The following is a 17885-nucleotide window of genomic DNA, read 5'->3' as shown; positions in this document are numbered from 1 at the left end:
TGGAGCCTCGCTGATGAAATCCTATGAAGTCAATTTTGACGGTCTAGTGGGGCCGACCCATAACTACGGTGGTCTGTCCTACGGCAACGTTGCCTCCCAGAGCAACAGCCAGCAATCTTCGAACCCGAAAGAAGCGGCGCTGCAAGGTCTGGCGAAGATGAAAGCGCTGATGGAGATGGGCTTTCAGCAGGGTGTGCTGGCACCGCAAGAGCGCCCGGACGTGGCCGCTTTGCGCCGTCTGGGTTTCAGCGGCACTGACGCACAAGTGATCGAGCGCGCCGCCAAAGAAGCCATGCCGCTGCTGGTCGCCAGTTGCTCGGCGTCGAGCATGTGGGTGGCCAACGCCGCCACCGTCAGCCCGAGTGCCGACACCGCTGACGGTCGCGTGCATTTCACCGCCGCCAACCTCAACTGCAAATACCACCGCAGCATCGAGCACCCGACCACCAGCCGCGTGCTCGGCGCGATGTTCGCCAATCAGCAGCATTTCGCTCATCACGCCGCTCTGCCGGCGGTGGCACAGTTCGGTGACGAAGGCGCGGCCAACCACACGCGTTTCTGCCGTGAGTATGGCGAGGCGGGCGTCGAGTTCTTCGTGTTTGGTCGCAGCGCGTTCGACAACCGTTTCCCTGCGCCGCAGAAGTACCCGGCCCGTCAGACCCTCGAAGCGTCGCAAGCGGTTGCCCGTTTGCACGGGTTGCGTGATGAGGGCGTGGTCTACGCCCAACAGAACCCGAACGTGATTGATCAGGGCGTGTTCCACAACGACGTGATCGCAGTGGGTAACGGTGAGGTGCTGTTCTATCACGAGGATGCATTCCTCGACACCGAGGCGATGCTGGCCGAACTGCAAAGCAAACTCGCCAAGGTTGGCGGCAACTTCCAGTCCGTGTGTGTGCCGCGTTCGGCAGTCACGGTGGATGACGCGGTCCGTTCCTACTTGTTCAACAGCCAGTTGCTGTCGCGTGCTGACGGTTCGATGCTGCTGATCGTGCCGCAAGAGTGCCAGGCCAACGAGCGCGTCTGGGCTTACCTGCAAAGCCTGACCAGCTCCGGCGGTCTGATCCGCGAAGTGAAAGTCTTCGATCTCAAGCAAAGCATGCAGAACGGCGGCGGCCCGGCGTGCCTGCGACTGCGCGTGGCGCTTAACGAAACCGAACTGGCGGCGGTCAACCCAGGGGTTATCATGACGCCACCGTTGTACGGTTCGCTGACCGCATGGGTTGAAAAGCACTACCGCGACCGCCTGAGCGAAACCGATCTGGCGGACCCGCAATTGCTGCTTGAATGCCGGACGGCACTGGATGAACTGACGCAAATCCTTAAACTGGGCGCGGTTTATCCATTCCAGATCAATTGATGGCCGGCGCGTCGCCTGAACGCGGCGCGCGGCTTGTCTCACCTAGAGAGTAAAAACATGAGCGATTCCCTGCAGCTGATCCTTGAAGACACCGACGGCACGCAACTGGAGACCTCCTGCACCCGCGTCGCGGTCATGTGGCAAGGCAAAGAGCTGTGGATCCAGCAGGACGGCCGTGGCCAACTGCTGATCGGCGTGGACGTTGAAGAAGGTGACGCGGAATACGCCAACCTGCTGCTGCGCCCATTGGCGACTAATCTGGTAAGTCTGCAACTGGAAATGGAACCGGCTGACGTCGGCGACGACGAAGACCACGTGCACGGCCCGGATTGCAACCACGACCACTAAGGAAACCGCTCTATGCTCGCCCTCGGCAAACTGCTTGAACTGACCCTCGCCGGCCGCGAACCGGCGGAGAAGACTCAACTGACTGTCGAAGGCGTGCGCATGCGCTGGTTGAGCGAAGGTGCGCTGGAAGTCCGGCCACCCGAAGCGCGCGACAATGGCCTGGACCTGCTGCTTTCAGCAGGCATCCACGGCAACGAAACAGCGCCGATCGAGTTGCTTGATCGGCTGCTGCACGACATCGCACGCGGCGATCTGAAGCCGCGCGCACGCATTCTGTTCCTGTTCGGCAACCCGGAAGCGATTCGCAAGGGCGAGCGTTTCGTCGAGCAGGACGTCAATCGGCTGTTCAATGGCCGTCACGAACAAAGCAGTGGCAGCGAAGCGCTGCGTGCCTGCGAGCTGGAGCGCCTGGCGGCGAGTTTCTTCAGCCTGCCGGATCGCCAGCGTCTGCACTACGACCTGCACACGGCGATTCGAGGCTCGAAGATCGAGCAATTCGCGTTGTATCCGTGGAAGGAAGGTCGCCAGCATTCGCGTCTTGAGCTGGCGCGTCTGCGCGCTGCCGGGATGGAGGCGGTGCTATTGCAGAACAAGCCGTCGATCGTGTTCAGCGCCTACACCTACGACAAGCTCGGTGCCGAGGCTTTCACGCTGGAGTTGGGCAAGGCGCGGCCATTCGGGCAGAACGACGGGGTTAACGTCTCGCTGCTGGAAACTCGTTTGAAGCAGATTATCGAAGGCACTGAGCCGCAGATGGCAGAAGCGCAACTGGATGGTTTGCAGCTTTTCAGTGTGGCGCGGGAAATCATCAAGCACAGCGATGCCTTTCGCTTAAACCTGCCGCAGGACATCGAAAACTTTTCCGAGTTGGAGGTGGGTTACGTGCTGGCCGAAGATCTGGCCAATACCCGCTGGATCATCGAGGAAGAAGGGGCGCGAATCATCTTTCCCAATCCCAAGGTCAAGAGCGGCTTGCGCGCGGGCATCCTGATCGTCCCGACCACCGACGAAAACCTCGCCTGATAGCGACATCTGAATCGGCACAAAACCAATGTGGGAGCGAGCCTGCTCGCGAAAGCGGTCTACCAGTCAACTTGTCGTCGGCTGGCAGTCCCTCTTCGCGAGCAGGCTCGCTCCCACATTTGATTTGAGTGAGGTCAAAAACTCACTCGACGTTACACGGCTACCGCGTGCGGCTCGGTGCGGCGCAGTGCACGAACCTTGCGCAACGTATCCGCGCAAGTCCGCGCCGCTTCCTGACCCTTGTGCACAAAGTGCTCGAAGAAGAACTTCTGATGTTCGTCGCCCGCATGGAAGTGATGCGGGGTCAGGGATACCGAGAACACCGGCACTTCGGTTTCCAGCTGGACCTGCATCAGGCCGCTGACCACCGACTGGGCGACGAATTCGTGACGGTAGATGCCGCCGTCCACGACGAGGGCTGCGGCGACGATGCCGGCATAGCGTCCGGTCTTGGCCAGCAATTTGGCGTGCAGTGGCATTTCAAAGGCACCGCCGACTTCGAAGATATCGATGTCCGATTCCTGATAACCCAGGGCAATCATTTCGGCGACGAAGCCTTTCCGGCTCTGGTCGACGATTTCCTTGTGCCAGCAGGCCTGGATGAACGCAACGCGCTCGCCGTGTGGATGTTTGCTTTTGCTGTCGATAGCGGTGGGTTGCATGTTCTGACTCCTGTTTGTGTGAAAAACAGGGCGTTATGAATCGAAAGGGATTCAAGGGTGCGCACACGCACAACATCGCGCGGACGGCCCTTTGGCGTTAATCCCGTTCTCTCTTCATCCGGACTATGACCGTCGGCCCCGGAATCACACCGGGTCTGCTGACCTTGTCGCCGATCTCAACCGAAGTCGCATTCGTCGCCAAGCGCTCGCGGGCTATGCGCGTTGCGCGCAATTACCGCCGGTGGGGAATTGCACCCCGCCCTGAGAACGTTTTCGCCGCCCTTTCTCGGGCGGCGCAGCGTTTTTAACACAGATTGTGTGTCTGTGCATTGCGCCTTTCTGATGATTGCCATCGAATTTTTTGCAGGCTCGAAACGACTTTTCCTTGCGCAAGGCTTGATTAATCCACGCGATGACCGCAGTAATTCCACTTCGTAAAGGGATTTCCCCTGCTGATTAGAGGCCAGGTTCATGAGCGTTATCGATCTTCGCAGCGACACCGTCACCCGACCGACTCCCGCCATGCTCGACGCGATGACCGCGGCGGACACCGGTGACGACGTGTACGGCGAAGACCCGACGGTCAATCGTCTGGAAGCGGAGTTGGCCAAGCGTTTGGGCTTCGCTGCGGCGCTGTTCGTGCCGACCGGCACCATGAGCAACCTGCTGGGGCTAATGGCACATTGCGAACGCGGTGATGAATACATCGTTGGTCAGCAGGCGCATACCTACAAGTACGAGGGCGGTGGCGCGGCAGTGCTCGGTTCGATTCAACCGCAGCCGCTGGAAGTGCAGGCCGATGGTTCGCTGGATCTGGATCAGGTCGCGGCGGCAATCAAACCGGATGACTTCCATTTTGCCCGCACTCGCCTGCTGGCGCTGGAAAACACTATGCAGGGCAAAGTCCTGCCGCTGGAGTATCTGGCACGCGCCCGCCGCTTCACTCAGGACAATGGCTTGCAACTGCACCTCGACGGCGCGCGCCTGTACAACGCGGCGGTCAAACTGGGTGTCGATGCGCGGGAAATCACCCAATATTTCGATTCGGTGTCGGTGTGCCTGTCCAAAGGCCTCGGTGCACCGGTGGGGTCGGTGTTGTGTGGTTCTGAGCAACTGATCGGCAAGGCGCGCCGTCTGCGCAAAATGGTCGGCGGCGGCATGCGTCAGGCCGGCCTGCTGGCAGCAGCAGGGCTGTATGCACTGGATCACAACGTTGAGCGTCTGGCGGACGACCACGCCAACGCGCAGTTTTTGGCCGACGGTCTGCGTGAAGCCGGTTTCATCGTCGAACCGGTGCAGACAAACATGGTTTATGTGCAAATGGGCGATAAAGCCGAAGCGATCAAGGCGTTTGCCGCCGGATGGGGGATCAAGTTGAGTGCCGCCCCACGTCTGCGCATGGTCACGCACATGGACGTCAATCGCTCGCAAATCGAGCAAGTGGTCGCGACATTCGTCGAGTTTTCGCGCAAGTGACAGCGTTAGCCGTCCAATTGACCGTTTCTATCGTATAAACACGCTGTACCCCGCGCGCAGGGCCGATATAATGCGGCCCTTTGCCGTCGCTTCGTCTGTTGACGTTTCGAACAGGCCTTTGGCCGCAGCCTCCGTGGAAGAACCTAATGAAAAGCGCAGAAATCCGTGAAGCCTTCCTTCGCTTCTTCGAAGAGCAAGGCCACACCCGTGTAGCCTCCAGCTCTTTGATTCCGGGCAACGACCCAACCCTGCTGTTCACTAACGCGGGGATGAACCAGTTCAAGGACTGCTTCCTGGGCCAGGAAAAACGTGCGTACACCCGCGCGACCAGCAGCCAGAAATGCGTGCGTGCCGGTGGCAAGAACAGCGACCTGGAAAACGTCGGTTATACCGCTCGTCACCACACGTTCTTCGAAATGCTCGGTAACTTCAGCTTCGGCGACTATTTCAAGCACGACGCGATTACCTTTGCCTGGACCTTCCTGACCGGCGTTCTGAAACTGCCGAAGGAAAAACTCTGGGTCACCGTCTACGCCTCCGACGACGAAGCGTATGACATCTGGACCAAAGAGATCGGTGTGCCGGTCGAGCGCATGATCCGCATCGGCGACAACAAAGGCGCGCCGTACGCCTCCGATAACTTCTGGACCATGGGCGATACCGGCCCGTGCGGCCCTTGCACCGAGATTTTCTACGATCACGGCGACCACATCTGGGGCGGCCCACCCGGCTCGCCGGAAGAGGACGGCGACCGTTACATCGAGATCTGGAACAACGTGTTCATGCAGTTCAACCGCACCGCCGATGGCGTGTTGCATCCGTTGCCAGCACCGTCGGTCGACACCGGCATGGGCCTGGAGCGGATCAGTGCGGTGATGCAGCACGTCAATTCCAACTATGACATCGACCTGTTCAAGAACCTGCTGAAGGCTTCGGCTGAGGCAATCGGTTGCGAAAATGGCGATCAGTCTTCGCTCAAAGTAGTGTCCGACCACATCCGTTCGTGCGGTTTCCTGATCGCCGACGGCGTGCTGCCGTCCAACGAAGGTCGCGGTTATGTACTGCGCCGGATCATTCGTCGCGCCTGCCGTCACGGTAACAAGCTGGGCGCGACCGGCAGCTTCTTCTACAAGATCGTCGCCGCACTGGTTGCCGAGATGGGCGATGCCTTCCCGGAACTGAAGAAGCAGCAGAGCAACATCGAACGCGTGCTCAAGGCCGAAGAAGAGCAGTTCTCCAAGACTCTGGAGCACGGCCTGAAGATTCTCGAGCAGGATCTGGCAGAGCTCAAAGGCACCGTGGTGCCGGGCGACGTGGTGTTCAAACTCTACGACACCTACGGTTTCCCGATGGACCTGACCGCCGACATCGCGCGCGAGCGCGGCCTGACCGTCGACGAAGCCGGTTTCGAGCGTGAGATGGAAGCCCAGCGTGTTCGTGCGCGTTCGGCCAGCTCGTTCGGTCTGGACTACAACACCTTGGTCAAGGTTGATGTGGCCACCGAGTTCACCGGTTACAAAGACACCCGCGGTTCGGCAAAAATCGTCGCTATCTATAAAGACGGCCAGTCGGTCGACGTCTTGAATGAAGGCGAAGAGGCGGTGATCGTTCTGAATCAGACACCGTTCTACGCTGAGTCCGGCGGCCAGATTGGCGACTGCGGTTATCTACAGGCGGGCAGCGCACGTTTCGACGTACGCGACACCACCAAGACCGGCGGCGCATTCCTTCACCACGGTGTGCTGGATTCGGGCAGCCTGACCATCGGCGCGCCAGTGGAAACCCACGTGGATGCCGAGGTGCGTCACGCCACTTCGTTGAACCACTCGGCCACCCACTTGCTGCACGCTGCACTGCGTCAGGTTCTGGGTGAGCACGTTCAGCAGAAAGGCTCGTTGGTGGATAGCCAGCGTCTGCGTTTCGATTTCAGCCACTTTGAAGCGATCAAGCCGGAACAGATCAAGGCACTGGAAGACATCGTCAACGCCGAGATTCGCAAGAACTCCGCGGTTGAAACTGAAGAAACCGACATCGAAACCGCGAAGAACAAAGGCGCGATGGCGCTGTTCGGCGAGAAGTATGGCGACAACGTGCGTGTGCTGAGCATGGGCGGTGATTTCTCCGTCGAACTGTGCGGCGGTATCCACGCCAACCGTACCGGTGACATCGGCCTGCTGAAGATCATCAGCGAAGGCGGTGTGGCTTCGGGCGTGCGTCGTATCGAGGCCGTCACGGGTGCTGCGGCACTGGCGTATTTGAATGCAGCAGAAGAACAACTCAAGGAAGCGGCCAGCCTGGTCAAGGGCAGCCGCGACAACCTGATCGACAAGCTGTCGGCTGTGCTGGAGCGCAATCGCCAACTGGAGAAGCAACTCGAACAGTTGCAAGCCAAGGCAGCCAGTGCTGCGGGCGACGATCTGTCGTCCTCGGCGCTGGACGTCAAAGGCGTGAAGGTTTTGGCTGCACGCCTGGATGGTCAGGACGCCAAGGCGCTGCTGGCGCTGGTTGATCAGTTGAAGAACAAACTCGGTCGCGCAGTGATCCTGCTCGGCAGTGTCCATGAGGAAAAGGTCGTATTGGTTGCAGGTGTAACCAAGGACCTGACTGGCCAACTCAAAGCCGGTGATTTGATGAAACAGGCTGCTGCGGCAGTGGGCGGGAAGGGCGGTGGTCGTCCGGACATGGCGCAGGGCGGCGGTGTCGACGCTGGCGCACTGGATGGCGCACTGGCGCTGACCGCTCCATTCGTCGAGCAGGCTTTATAAGACGGTCTGTCGGGCCCGCAGTCTAGTGGCGGGCCCGGCGGCTGTTCGAGTGATTATTGGGCGCCCTTCATGGGCAGAGGCGGCTTTGAAATGGCTTTGATCGTACAGAAATTTGGAGGCACCTCGGTCGGCACTGTCGAGAGAATCGAGCAGGTCGCCGACAAGGTTAAGAAATTCCGCGATGCCGGCGATGACCTGGTGGTTGTGCTGTCTGCAATGAGCGGCGAAACCAACCGTCTGATCGATCTGGCCAAGCAAATCAGTGGCGACACTCAACCGGTTCCGCGTGAGCTGGACGTGATTGTTTCCACCGGTGAGCAGGTGACGATTGCCCTGCTGGCCATGGCGCTGATCAAGCGCGGTGTGCCGGCGGTGTCGTACACCGGTAATCAGGTGCGGATCCTGACCGACAGTGCGCACAATAAAGCGCGTATCTTGCAGATTGATGACCAGAAGATTCGCGGTGATCTGAAAGCGGGTCGCGTGGTGGTTGTCGCCGGTTTCCAGGGCGTCGACGAGCACGGCAACATCACCACGCTCGGTCGTGGCGGTTCCGACACGACCGGCGTGGCTTTGGCTGCCGCGTTGAAAGCTGACGAGTGCCAGATCTACACCGACGTGGATGGTGTTTACACCACTGACCCGCGCGTTGTGCCGGTCGCTCAGCGTCTGGACAAGATCACCTTCGAAGAGATGCTGGAAATGGCCAGCCTCGGCTCCAAGGTGTTGCAGATCCGTGCGGTGGAATTCGCCGGCAAGTACAACGTTCCGCTGCGCGTACTGCACAGCTTCAAGGAGGGTCCGGGCACCCTCATTACTATTGATGAAGAGGAAACCATGGAACAGCCGATCATTTCCGGCATCGCTTTCAACCGCGATGAAGCCAAGCTGACCATCCGTGGCGTGCCAGACACCCCGGGTGTGGCGTTCAAGATTCTCGGCCCGATCAGTGCCGCGAACATCGAAGTCGACATGATCGTGCAGAACGTCGCGCACGATAACACCACCGACTTCACCTTCACCGTGCACCGCAACGACTACCAGGCCGCACAGACCGTGCTGGAAAACACCGCTCGCGAGATCGGTGCCCGTGAAGTGGTTGGCGACACCAAGATTGCCAAGGTCTCGATCGTCGGCGTCGGCATGCGTTCCCACGCAGGTGTGGCCAGTCGCATGTTCGAATCCCTGGCGAAAGAAAGCATCAACATCCAGATGATCTCGACTTCGGAAATCAAGGTTTCCGTAGTGATTGAAGAGAAGTATCTGGAACTGGCTGTGCGCGCCCTGCACACGGCTTTCGAACTGGATGCTCCGGCCCGTCAAGGCGAGTAACTCCATTTCTTGAAGGGCGCGGTCTGACCGCGCCCTTTATTTTTTGAATGGCGCGGGCCCTGAACTGTTCTTTTGCTCGCGCTGGTCAATACTCAGGCATGTAGGGCTACGATCGCTCCGGTTGTAGGTCGGGTGCCTTTTTTTTGCAGACTGTTGTCCCTGAACTGAATTGCGTAAGGAGAAAGGTATGCTGATTCTGACTCGTCGGTGCGCAGAAAGCCTGATTATCGGTGATGGCGAAATCACCGTGACCGTGCTCGGCGTTAAAGGAAATCAAGTGCGTATCGGCGTCAATGCCCCGAAAGAGGTTGCCGTGCACCGTGAGGAAATTTACCTGCGTATAAAGAAAGAGAAGGACGAAGAACCAAGCCATTAATTTTTATCGATTTTTATGTTTGCAAACGGGGAAAAGGTTGGTTAAGATACGCCCCGTGTTGCGGAGAGCTGGCCGAGTGGCCGAAGGCGCTCCCCTGCTAAGGGAGTACACCTCAAAAGGGTGTCGGGGGTTCGAATCCCCCGTTCTCCGCCATTATTTGCTTAGTACGTCGTAATCTGGCTTTTTCTGTAAGTTGTTGAAATTAATAGAAAAAGTGGTTGGAATAGAGATTAGACGGGCTATAATGCGGCGCAACAAATGCACTCGTAGCTCAGCTGGATAGAGTACTCGGCTACGAACCGAGCGGTCACAGGTTCGAATCCTGTCGAGTGCACCATTTAAGAGTTAGTTACAGCGATGTAAATAGCTTGGCTTCAACCAGATGTGATCTGGTCTAAAAACACAAATGCACTCGTAGCTCAGCTGGATAGAGTACTCGGCTACGAACCGAGCGGTCACAGGTTCGAATCCTGTCGAGTGCACCATTTAAGAGTTAGTTGCAGCAATGTGAATAACTTGGTTTCAGCCAGTTGTGGTCTGGTCTAAAAACACAAATTGCACTCGTAGCTCAGCTGGATAGAGTACTCGGCTACGAACCGAGCGGTCACAGGTTCGAATCCTGTCGAGTGCACCATATACCGAAAAGCCCGCGTTTAACGCGGGCTTTTTGCTGTCCGGGATTTGGCTTTTTCCTTCACGCATCCTCTCTCATCAAAATCTATTTGAGCACTACGGCCTCGCTTGAGGTCGTATCGATAGCTTGTCGTCGATGTTCGAATGTTCACCTTGTCCGGTTTGCCTAGCGCGCTTTCGACGTCTTGCTGGCTCATGCCGGCAATCACACGTCGATTGATGATCGCTTCGCGACGTTGTCTTGCGTCGATCAGATTGCCGCATCGGTCTTCTGCGCGGCCAACAATGACGGGTTCTCGAATTCGGTTTGTCATGCCGGATGTTTCTTCGTGATTGTGCTCCGGCATCACTGCCGCGACTGATCCGGGCAAGTAGGGGTGAACGTCCTGCACTGAGCGTCGTTCACCTTGAACGCAGCTCATTGATGTGAAGGTGATGCTGCCGTCGACTGCTTCGCAGCGATGGAAGGTGACGGCAGCGCCACTGGGTGGCAGGCAAAGCAGGCCGATGAGGGTAATGTGCGATGGTTTAAATGGCATTCGACGTCCTCCATGACGATCTACGCTCAAGGGTAGTCGCTACATTTTCCGGTGCAGGTGTGTTTTCTTTTCAGGATGCGTCGTCGCATTTGCAAGGATCACGACAGCGCTCAGGATTGTTTCGCAAGCGCTTGTTTCGACCGCGATTTTTTAACGTTTTAAACCGTCAGGCGGTGTATCATTGCGCCCGTCAGCCCCGCCGGGGCTTGTGGAAAACCTCCATGGACTTACCCAGTAGTTACTCAGTACCCCGTTTCACCAATCATGAATTGACTGATTGATCCTTCCGGCGTGCCCCGCTGCTGGGAGTGGAGTTCGCCTATGTCCGAAATCGAAGTAAAGAAAACACAAGAAAGCCTGCAGGATCGCCTGGCTCAGGTTGTCGAGTTGCTGCAGCGTCAGCGCGTCGTTGAAGACCTGACTCATCGCCAGGAAGGCGCGCATCACGATCGCGTCGAAAACCTGGTTCATCGACAAAATCTCGTCGAGCTGCAACGCAAGCTTGATGATTTGCACTCTGCCGACGTCGCCTACATTCTTGAAGCCTTGCCGCTGGACGATCGTCTGACGCTCTGGCAATTGGTCAAGGCCGATCGCGACGGCGACATTCTTCTCGAAGTATCCGACTCCGTTCGTGAAACGTTGATCGCCGACATGGACGATCACGAGCTCCTGGCTGCCGCCAAGGACATGGACGCCGACGAACTTGCTGACCTGGCTTCCGAGCTGCCGCGAGACGTCGTCCATGAGCTGATGGAGAGTCTGGATAACCAGCAGCGTGAGCGCGTGCGTTCGGCCCTGTCTTACGACGAGGATCAGGTCGGTGCGTTGATGGACTTTGAGATGGTGACTATCCGTGAGGATGTCAGTCTTGAGGTGGTTCTGCGTTATCTGCGTCGACTCAAAGAGCTTCCGGGCCATACCGACAAGCTCTTTGTCGTTGATTACGATGGTGTGCTCAAAGGTGTGCTGCCGATCAAGCGCCTTTTGGTCAATGACCCGGACAAACAAGTTGCCGAGGTGATGGCCAGCGATCCGGTAAGTTTCCATCCGGACGAAGATGCCTATGACGCCGCGCAGGCCTTCGAGCGTTACGACTTGATCTCCGCTCCGGTAGTCGATAAAAACGGCAAGTTGATCGGCCGTCTGACGATTGACGAAATGGTCGATCTGATTCGTGAGGAAAGCGAGAGCGAAGTCCTCAACATGGCCGGTCTGCGTGAAGAGGAAGATATCTTCGCTTCGGTCTGGAAGTCTCTGCGTAACCGTTGGGCGTGGCTTGCGGTCAACTTGATCACTGCATTTGTCGCGTCGCGAGTGATCGGTCTGTTCGAGGGTTCGATCGAGAAGCTGGTAGCACTGGCGGCACTCATGCCGATCGTGGCGGGTATTGGCGGTAATTCCGGTAACCAGACGATCACCATGATCGTTCGCGCCATGGCGCTCGATCAGGTCAGTACCGGTAATACTTCGCGCCTGATGCGCAAGGAGTTGGCGGTAGGTTTGATCAATGGCTTGGTCTGGGGGGGTGTGATCGGTGTCGTCGCTTATCTGCTCTACGGGAGTTGGTCCCTGGGCGTGGTAATGACCGCGGCGATGACACTTAACCTGTTACTGGCTGCATTGATGGGGGTTTTGATCCCTATGACCCTGGCGAAGATGGGGCGAGATCCGGCAATGGGCGCCAGCGTGATGATCACTGCGATGACCGACAGTGGTGGCTTCTTCATATTCCTGGGGTTGGCGACAATCTTCCTGCTCTAACCGGCTGCAATTAAAAAGCCCGCCAATTGGCGGGCTTTTTTTGTGCCCACGATTACCCAAAATCCGCGCAAAAAAAAGCCAGCAATTAAGCTGGCTTGAGATGTTCGGTATGGCTCAGGACGCGTCTGCTGCCATTTCTGCGTCGTGGGCAATCAAGGACACCAAGGCATTCTGCTGGCGGTGAGACAGCTGGCGGAAACGTTGCAACAGCTCACGCTCGTGCAGCGACAGCTCCGGGCTGTCCAGGCGCATGCTCAGCTCTTCGCCCAGTGCGCCTTCCTGAATAAGACTCTGCTCAAGGCGCGCAATGATTTCGGAGTTCATGCTGCGATGATGATTGCGAGCCACCTCGGCAATGCGTTCCCGCATTCCGTCTGGCAGACGTACGACGAACTTGTCAGCCGTACGGCTGGAATAAATTGCCTGTTTCAATGGGCGCATATATTTAACCGGTTAGTTCAGGGGAGCGGTTCTCGGGATTGGCCGCAGGATGTGTGGTAGGACAAGCATCCGCGCCAAATGGTTCAACCTGAATTGTTAAGAGGCCCGCATCATGCCTCAAAATTGCCAGATCATTGGCGTCAATTCTGTGACAAATATTGAGCTGGGTAAAGGCGTAATGCCAGCACCAATTATCAGAAATGCGGACTGGTTTGAAATCTTCGCCTCTGTCCGCATCCTTGTCCGCTTCCTGCCGCACATCAATTGATGTCCGAAGGCATCAGAACGTGCATGCTATGCGGGTTCTAAATCCTTGTTCCCTACCTGTACAGGATAGTGGCAAATTGCCGATTTACTAGTGGCAGACACCTGCTGGAGGGCGTTTTCAGGATGGATGGCAAGCTGATTTACTTGATGGGGCCGTCCGGTTCGGGAAAGGACAGTTTGATTGAAGCTGCACGGGTGCCATTGCGTGCGCTGAACTGCGAGGTGATGCGCCGGGTGATAACGCGATCGGCTGAATCGGTAGGGGAGGATGCCATTGGGGTGACGCCGGAGGAGTTCGAGCGACGCGAGCGCGCTGGTGACTTCTCGCTGGCCTGGCGTGCCAATGGTCTTGCCTATGGGGTTGCGGTGGAAATGGATCGGCGGCTGAAAGCTGGACAGCATGTGTTGGTCAACGGGTCCCGCGCCAATCTGCGCCAGGCATTGGAGCGCTACCCAGCGCTGCTGCCGGTTTTGCTTACGGTCAGGAATGATGTGTTGCGAGAGCGCCTGCTCAGACGTGGTCGAGAGACGCCTGAGCAGATTGAGGCAAGACTGGCTCGCAATGCGTTGTTCAAGGATCGGAGGTCAAGTGATGGGCCGGTATATCACATCGATAATTCCGGAAATCTGGCGGATGCCGTCAGTGATCTTCTGCGCCTGATCGAGCTCAACGTAAAACCGGATCAAATTTGATCTTCCGTCCTGCAGCCAGTGCAAGTACGAACAGCACTGCAAAGACACCGCAGCCAATCAGTGGCAGGGTGATTTCGGTACCCTCGAACAGCGATAAATGCACAACGCCGCTCAATAAGGCGAGGATCAGAAATCCTGCAGCTGACTTGGACATGTTGTACTCCTGAAGATATTTCAAAAAACCAGATGTTCTGAGGTCAGTGCTGGCAGCGTCTGCCCGGAATCACTGACGGCTTGTGGGGTGGAGTTGACTTGATCACTCAGCACCGCCAGTTGCGGTGTTCTCTGTACCTGCAGGTAATGTGGCATACGCTGAGCCAATGGCTCTGGTGCGGAGCTCTCGGGGATAAATTGGGAGCTCACCAAAACCGCTAGAGCAATTGCGTTTGCAAGCAAAAGAGTGCTGTTCATGGGGCGTGGCTCCGAATGTTCTTTTATAGAACAGGCAAAGCAGCCGTCGTGCCAACAGTTTAACCTCTGTTAAGTCCTTAAAAAACAAGCATTTGAGAGGGGGTTTCGGCTTGCTTGGATTGCAATCTGCAATGAAGGCTTTTTGGGATGAGTGCAAAATGCACGGTAATTCTTCCCGCGACATGGCAGGGCGGCTGCCTACACTTAAAAAGCCCTACGGACGACATGACAAATCCGGGCCCGGTGGTTAACATGCACGCCGTCCGTCATGCAGCGTCTGCTGCGACAAGCGTATGTCTCAGTAGCTCAATTGGATAGAGCATCCCCCTCCTAAGGGGAAGGTTGGCAGTTCGAACCTGCCCTGGGACACCATATAATTCAGGCCTTTTGAGCAGTTCTCCCGACTTCAGATTTACTTCCTGACAGCAGGGTGACAGCAGGAGGCATTAAAAATGCTCCGCTCGGGATCCTCCTGACGGAGCATTTTTTGTAATTCGGTAACCTACTCTTTCGGCTTCTACAACTCGTGAGACTCGCCGCATGGAAGCCGTAACAGTCGACACCAATATTTTCCCCATTGCTGATATTGAAGAACTGGTCGCGAGAGCAGGCTATTCGCTGGAAGTGACTTCCGTCACGAACCGTGAGCTTCAAGGGACTGATCTCAGTGAGGCTGCGGGAAAGCTGAATGAGACGGTGGAGACTTTCCATTTTGGCGAGGGAGCATGGGGGCGAATGATGTGGGGCTCCGCGACCGACGATGATAATTTTGAAAAGATTTTGCGAGTTATCTCAAGTGAGGGGTATCCGAAGAATCGGGAGAACGTAACTCCAAAGCAAATAAATCAAAGGCGTGATGCTCTGATTGTGCAAGCCCACGTCAGAACCGGTAAGACCATCTTTGTGAGTAATGATGAACGTGGATTTGTTAAGCATGGAAGGCGTGAAACGTTAGAGACCATGTCTCGGCGTGACTATCCTTACCCGTCTAGAGTTCATCGAACATTGCAACGCGCTCTGTGCCAAGATGTGAATGGATTAAAAATCGCTTAATCTCCAATTGTTTTTTAGCGGCTTTGAGTTGTGCAGTTAAAAGTCTTATTGGCTTAATGCTTGGATTGCTAGAATTTATGAAAAAAAGGGGCGGGGCATGGAGCAATTAAACGTTTTTCTAAAAGTTGTTTATGGTGTGATTTTGACTTTTGTGTTGAATAAAATTATCTCTCTGTTCAGGACGCCGCAGCTTTATCTGGCTTTCTATGATGTTTTCAGATCTGTAGATAAAAGTGTAGTTGGCTGCTCTGCAACTGTCACAATATCTAACAAAGGTAAGGATAAGGAAAAGGCTGTTGAAGTTGTTTTTCCTGATGCTAATCTTTGCAAAATTATCTCCTGTGATTACGTGGCTATTTCATCGACCGGAAATGCGGTCAATATTGATCGTGTACTTGCCGGGCAAGTAGTGAATTTTGTGGTGCTGATTGATGGTGTTTCAGATTTGAAAAAGCATAAGCCGATGCTTAGATCTGAAACTGCGAATGGAAAAACTTATGAGGGGCGTGGTAGGGCGCCAATAAGTGCTGGCCCTGTGGTTTTTGGTTTGTCTGTGATAATAATGCTCATGTCTTTCTTTGTTTACATTGCTAAGACCGAGCAGGAGCCCAGTTATCCATATCTGGCTATGAGGCATTGGTCGTTTTATATGGATGGTTTTCATTCTTTTCGCAGGTCGGATAATTATTTTGTAAGTGGTACGCCGTGGTTTGAAAATACCTATCCGTTGTCCTACGCAGGGGTGCTTGGGGGAAGCGGGGAAATTGGTTTAGTGTTCACGCTGGTCAATAATACAAGTAGTGATATTGAGTTGGTTTATGGTTTTGATGTGGCCAATCGGCGCGAGTATATAGATGAATACTTAAAGGCGAATAAAATTAAAGATCCAGACTCTCGCCGGAAAGCCTTTGAGGAAGTACAACTTCGTTATAATGTGATGCCGTATTCATTACTAGGTGAAAAAAAGGTAGTGGTCGCTCCTGGGAAACATTTAAGGTTTGAGGTGTTAAGGCCGCTTGATCATAAGCTGTCGATGAAAGATCTTTCCGTGCGGATTGCTATAGAGGGCTTTCAGGATGGAACCGATAAAGCCTTCGCAGATGAATATATATTTGATCCTACTGCAAATGATAATGCTAAAACTAAATTATTGGATTTGTTGTACGGAGTGTCGCCCGAAAGTTGATTTTTGAAAAGATCACACAAGATGAATTAGTTGATTGTGATCGGAGAGAAACCTGGCGGCAGCCTGGGTCGTAAAACACTACCGTGTGGTCGCCGCTTTGGTACTTCGCTTCCAACTGCAAATGGCGGACTAGCGCACATGTATATTCGCCTGACCATACCTGCCAACCGGCCATAACGATTCTCGTGCGCCACTGAAGCTGCTCAGCAGGCAAGGCTAGCTGGTAGCTGGGCGCACTTCGACGGATAGGTTCTCATCATGCAGTAGGCAGGTTAAGACTTGATCACATCATTACTTGCCGTAGCGTGGCGAAAAAAGCGAATAACCTGACAGCAAAAAAAACTGCATGAAAAAGCACTTATCCCCCTCCCGCCGACGCGCTCTGCGTGATTTTTTTGTGCAATTCCAAAGGTAATGCAATCAGGGGGCTAGCCCAGGCTGGCCGTGGGGCTTCGCAGGTCATGGCCCATTTCATTTTGTGCAAAGTTTTGCAAAAAAGTGCAGAGAAATCGCACTGGCGGCAACGGGCCGAGCGCAGTGTTTTAAGCCGAAAAAGCCAGCGCACATAGGGGGTTGGTAGTTTTTTTTCAAAATGAATCGCTCGCATTTCATGTGCTGGTTGGCGAGTGCCTGGCAGCAATCTAAAAGCCTAGAGGCCATACAGAGCGTGGCTTACGAGTCATTTCACAGAGCTTTGGCAACTTCACTATTTGTCGTGCAACTGTCAGCAGGTGCGCGGGTCAAAAACGCCCAGACAAAAGAAAGCCGCACAGTGGCGGCTTCTAAAAAGTACGGCAACACTTACTGGTTTTGCAGGGCTTATGCCTTGCATGCCTGCCGGAGCCTCATCAGGTCGCCGGGTGTTTCTACCAACACCTCTCTCTGGACGGTACTCGGCATCACTGCTAAGGCGGGGGCCTGTATGCCATGTTCGGCGCCGTCAAACAGCTTTTGGACTTCCAAGCCGAAAGTCCGCCAGGTGAGTTCCTGGGTTTTTGCCTGTCTTTCGCGTTGACCGTTGCAGCTCGACAACACTCCATCATGCTCATCAATGCTTTTGAGGAACAGTGCCCGAGACAAGGCAAACAGTTCTAAAAGAGTCTCCCGGACGCCTTCCCGTGCAAGCGCGTTTGACAGCAGGGTCTCTTGATACGCTTTGTTGATCGTGCCAGGGGCATGCCCCAGTTTCATGCGGGCTTCTGCCAGTTGAATCACTACCGCCCCTTGGACGCCGCTTCGCGCTTCGGCGGTGAGGCGCAGCGCCTGGGCATCCTTTCTGAGCTGTGCGCTACGCTCGATTTCCTCATTGATCTTGCCTTGGTCAATGGTGGCGGATTGCGCCATAGCCTTCCAAGAGGCGTCCGTACGGTCGGCCCGTCCCTCAAAGGTGGATGCCTGCTGCTTGAGCCGCTGTTCTTCTTGTACTAGATCGGTGAGCCGATCCTGTAGGCCCGTGTAAACGCCAAGGTCTTGCTCGAAACGGGTCAACTGTTCCAGAAGTTCTGGGCTCAAATCGTCGCGGGCAATGGTGGTGAGTTGCATGGTGTTCCCTTTGA

Annotated in this window: 17 protein-coding genes, 5 tRNA genes and 1 riboswitch; of the genes, 16 read left to right on the top strand and 6 right to left on the bottom strand. The window is 55.6% G+C overall.

Annotated features, from left to right (window positions below; genetic code table 11):
- Positions 1–13 precede the first annotated feature (13 nt).
- From astB to astE, 3 genes are read left to right on the top strand one after another with little or no spacing between them, the layout of a single operon-like run.
- Entirely contained in the window at positions 14–1360 is a 1347-nt protein-coding gene (astB, locus tag P3G59_RS21805; protein ID WP_277758914.1) for an N-succinylarginine dihydrolase, read from the top strand.
- Positions 1361–1417: 57 nt separating this feature from the next.
- On the top strand, positions 1418–1708 hold the full coding sequence (locus P3G59_RS21800; RefSeq protein ID WP_007919345.1) for a hypothetical protein: 291 nt from the start codon (positions 1418–1420) through the stop codon (positions 1706–1708).
- A 12-nt stretch (positions 1709–1720) separates the two neighbouring features.
- Complete coding sequence (gene astE, locus P3G59_RS21795) at positions 1721–2731, top strand: succinylglutamate desuccinylase (RefSeq protein ID WP_277758912.1); 1011 nt, start codon at positions 1721–1723, stop codon at positions 2729–2731.
- Between the two features lie 152 nt (positions 2732–2883).
- Here astE and P3G59_RS21790 read toward each other — a convergent pair whose 3' ends face one another.
- Positions 2884–3393, bottom strand: a complete 510-nt coding sequence (locus P3G59_RS21790; protein ID WP_007919335.1) for a 6,7-dimethyl-8-ribityllumazine synthase — start codon at positions 3391–3393, stop codon at positions 2884–2886.
- 101 nt (positions 3394–3494) lie between these two features.
- Positions 3495–3666, bottom strand: a riboswitch (FMN riboswitch).
- 198 nt (positions 3667–3864) lie between these two features.
- On the opposite strand from P3G59_RS21790, the gene ltaE reads away from it, so the two are divergent.
- From ltaE to P3G59_RS21750, 8 genes are all read left to right on the top strand, one after another.
- Positions 3865–4869: a low-specificity L-threonine aldolase gene (ltaE, locus tag P3G59_RS21785; protein ID WP_277758911.1), complete on the top strand. Its 1005-nt coding sequence runs from the start codon at positions 3865–3867 to the stop codon at positions 4867–4869.
- Positions 4870–5015: 146 nt separating this feature from the next.
- A complete protein-coding gene (gene alaS / locus P3G59_RS21780) occupies positions 5016–7634 on the top strand; it encodes an alanine--tRNA ligase (RefSeq protein WP_277758910.1) in 2619 nt (872 codons plus the stop codon).
- A gap of 90 nt (positions 7635–7724) precedes the next feature.
- Positions 7725–8966, top strand: coding sequence for an aspartate kinase (locus P3G59_RS21775; RefSeq protein WP_007919332.1), 1242 nt, complete (start codon positions 7725–7727; stop codon positions 8964–8966).
- A 187-nt stretch (positions 8967–9153) separates the two neighbouring features.
- The gene (gene csrA / locus P3G59_RS21770) at positions 9154–9342 is read left to right on the top strand and encodes a carbon storage regulator CsrA (protein WP_002554426.1); all 189 of its coding nucleotides are present in this window, start codon (positions 9154–9156) and stop codon (positions 9340–9342) included.
- A gap of 62 nt (positions 9343–9404) precedes the next feature.
- Positions 9405–9495 (top strand) — tRNA-Ser (locus tag P3G59_RS21765).
- Positions 9496–9602: 107 nt separating this feature from the next.
- A tRNA-Arg gene (locus P3G59_RS21760) sits at positions 9603–9679 on the top strand.
- A gap of 71 nt (positions 9680–9750) precedes the next feature.
- Positions 9751–9827: transfer RNA gene (locus tag P3G59_RS21755), tRNA-Arg, on the top strand.
- A gap of 72 nt (positions 9828–9899) precedes the next feature.
- A tRNA-Arg gene (locus P3G59_RS21750) sits at positions 9900–9976 on the top strand.
- Between the two features lie 19 nt (positions 9977–9995).
- On the opposite strand, the gene P3G59_RS21745 is transcribed toward P3G59_RS21750, so the two are convergent.
- Positions 9996–10514 (bottom strand): cell envelope protein SmpA, encoded by a 519-nt coding sequence (locus tag P3G59_RS21745; protein WP_277758909.1) that lies wholly within the window; start codon positions 10512–10514, stop codon positions 9996–9998.
- Between the two features lie 321 nt (positions 10515–10835).
- Between P3G59_RS21745 and mgtE the strand changes: the two genes are divergently transcribed.
- Entirely contained in the window at positions 10836–12278 is a 1443-nt protein-coding gene (gene mgtE, locus P3G59_RS21740; RefSeq protein ID WP_277758908.1) for a magnesium transporter, read from the top strand.
- A 114-nt stretch (positions 12279–12392) separates the two neighbouring features.
- On the opposite strand, the gene P3G59_RS21735 is transcribed toward mgtE, so the two are convergent.
- Complete coding sequence (locus tag P3G59_RS21735; protein ID WP_003178899.1) at positions 12393–12719, bottom strand: Arc family DNA-binding protein; 327 nt, start codon at positions 12717–12719, stop codon at positions 12393–12395.
- Positions 12720–13109: 390 nt separating this feature from the next.
- On the opposite strand from P3G59_RS21735, the gene phnN reads away from it, so the two are divergent.
- Entirely contained in the window at positions 13110–13679 is a 570-nt protein-coding gene (phnN, locus tag P3G59_RS21730; protein WP_277758906.1) for a phosphonate metabolism protein/1,5-bisphosphokinase (PRPP-forming) PhnN, read from the top strand.
- On the opposite strand, the gene P3G59_RS21725 is transcribed toward phnN, so the two are convergent.
- Positions 13654–13833: a PA3371 family protein gene (locus P3G59_RS21725; RefSeq protein WP_277758905.1), complete on the bottom strand. Its 180-nt coding sequence runs from the start codon at positions 13831–13833 to the stop codon at positions 13654–13656. The two genes, phnN and P3G59_RS21725, sit on opposite strands and share 26 nt — an antisense overlap.
- A 20-nt stretch (positions 13834–13853) precedes the next feature.
- Positions 13854–14090, bottom strand: a complete 237-nt coding sequence (locus tag P3G59_RS21720) for a hypothetical protein (RefSeq protein ID WP_277758904.1) — start codon at positions 14088–14090, stop codon at positions 13854–13856.
- 295 nt (positions 14091–14385) lie between these two features.
- Between P3G59_RS21720 and P3G59_RS21715 the strand changes: the two genes are divergently transcribed.
- From P3G59_RS21715 to P3G59_RS21705, 3 genes are all read left to right on the top strand, one after another.
- Positions 14386–14462 (top strand) — tRNA-Arg (locus P3G59_RS21715).
- Between the two features lie 168 nt (positions 14463–14630).
- Positions 14631–15143 carry a hypothetical protein gene (locus P3G59_RS21710; protein WP_277758903.1) on the top strand — a complete coding sequence of 171 codons (513 nt, stop codon included), beginning with the start codon at positions 14631–14633 and terminating at the stop codon, positions 15141–15143.
- Between the two features lie 97 nt (positions 15144–15240).
- A complete protein-coding gene (locus P3G59_RS21705) occupies positions 15241–16329 on the top strand; it encodes a hypothetical protein (RefSeq protein WP_277758902.1) in 1089 nt (362 codons plus the stop codon).
- 819 nt (positions 16330–17148) lie between these two features.
- Here P3G59_RS21705 and P3G59_RS21700 read toward each other — a convergent pair.
- Entirely contained in the window at positions 17149–17871 is a 723-nt protein-coding gene (locus tag P3G59_RS21700; protein ID WP_277758901.1) for a hypothetical protein, read from the bottom strand.
- Positions 17872–17885: the final 14 nt, after the last annotated feature.

The sequence above is a fragment of the Pseudomonas sp. A34-9 genome, from assembly GCF_029543085.1.
GTDB lineage: Bacteria > Pseudomonadota > Gammaproteobacteria > Pseudomonadales > Pseudomonadaceae > Aquipseudomonas.
Note: the sequence above shows the minus strand (reverse complement) of the source record. Positions and strands in the feature narration are given on the sequence as shown.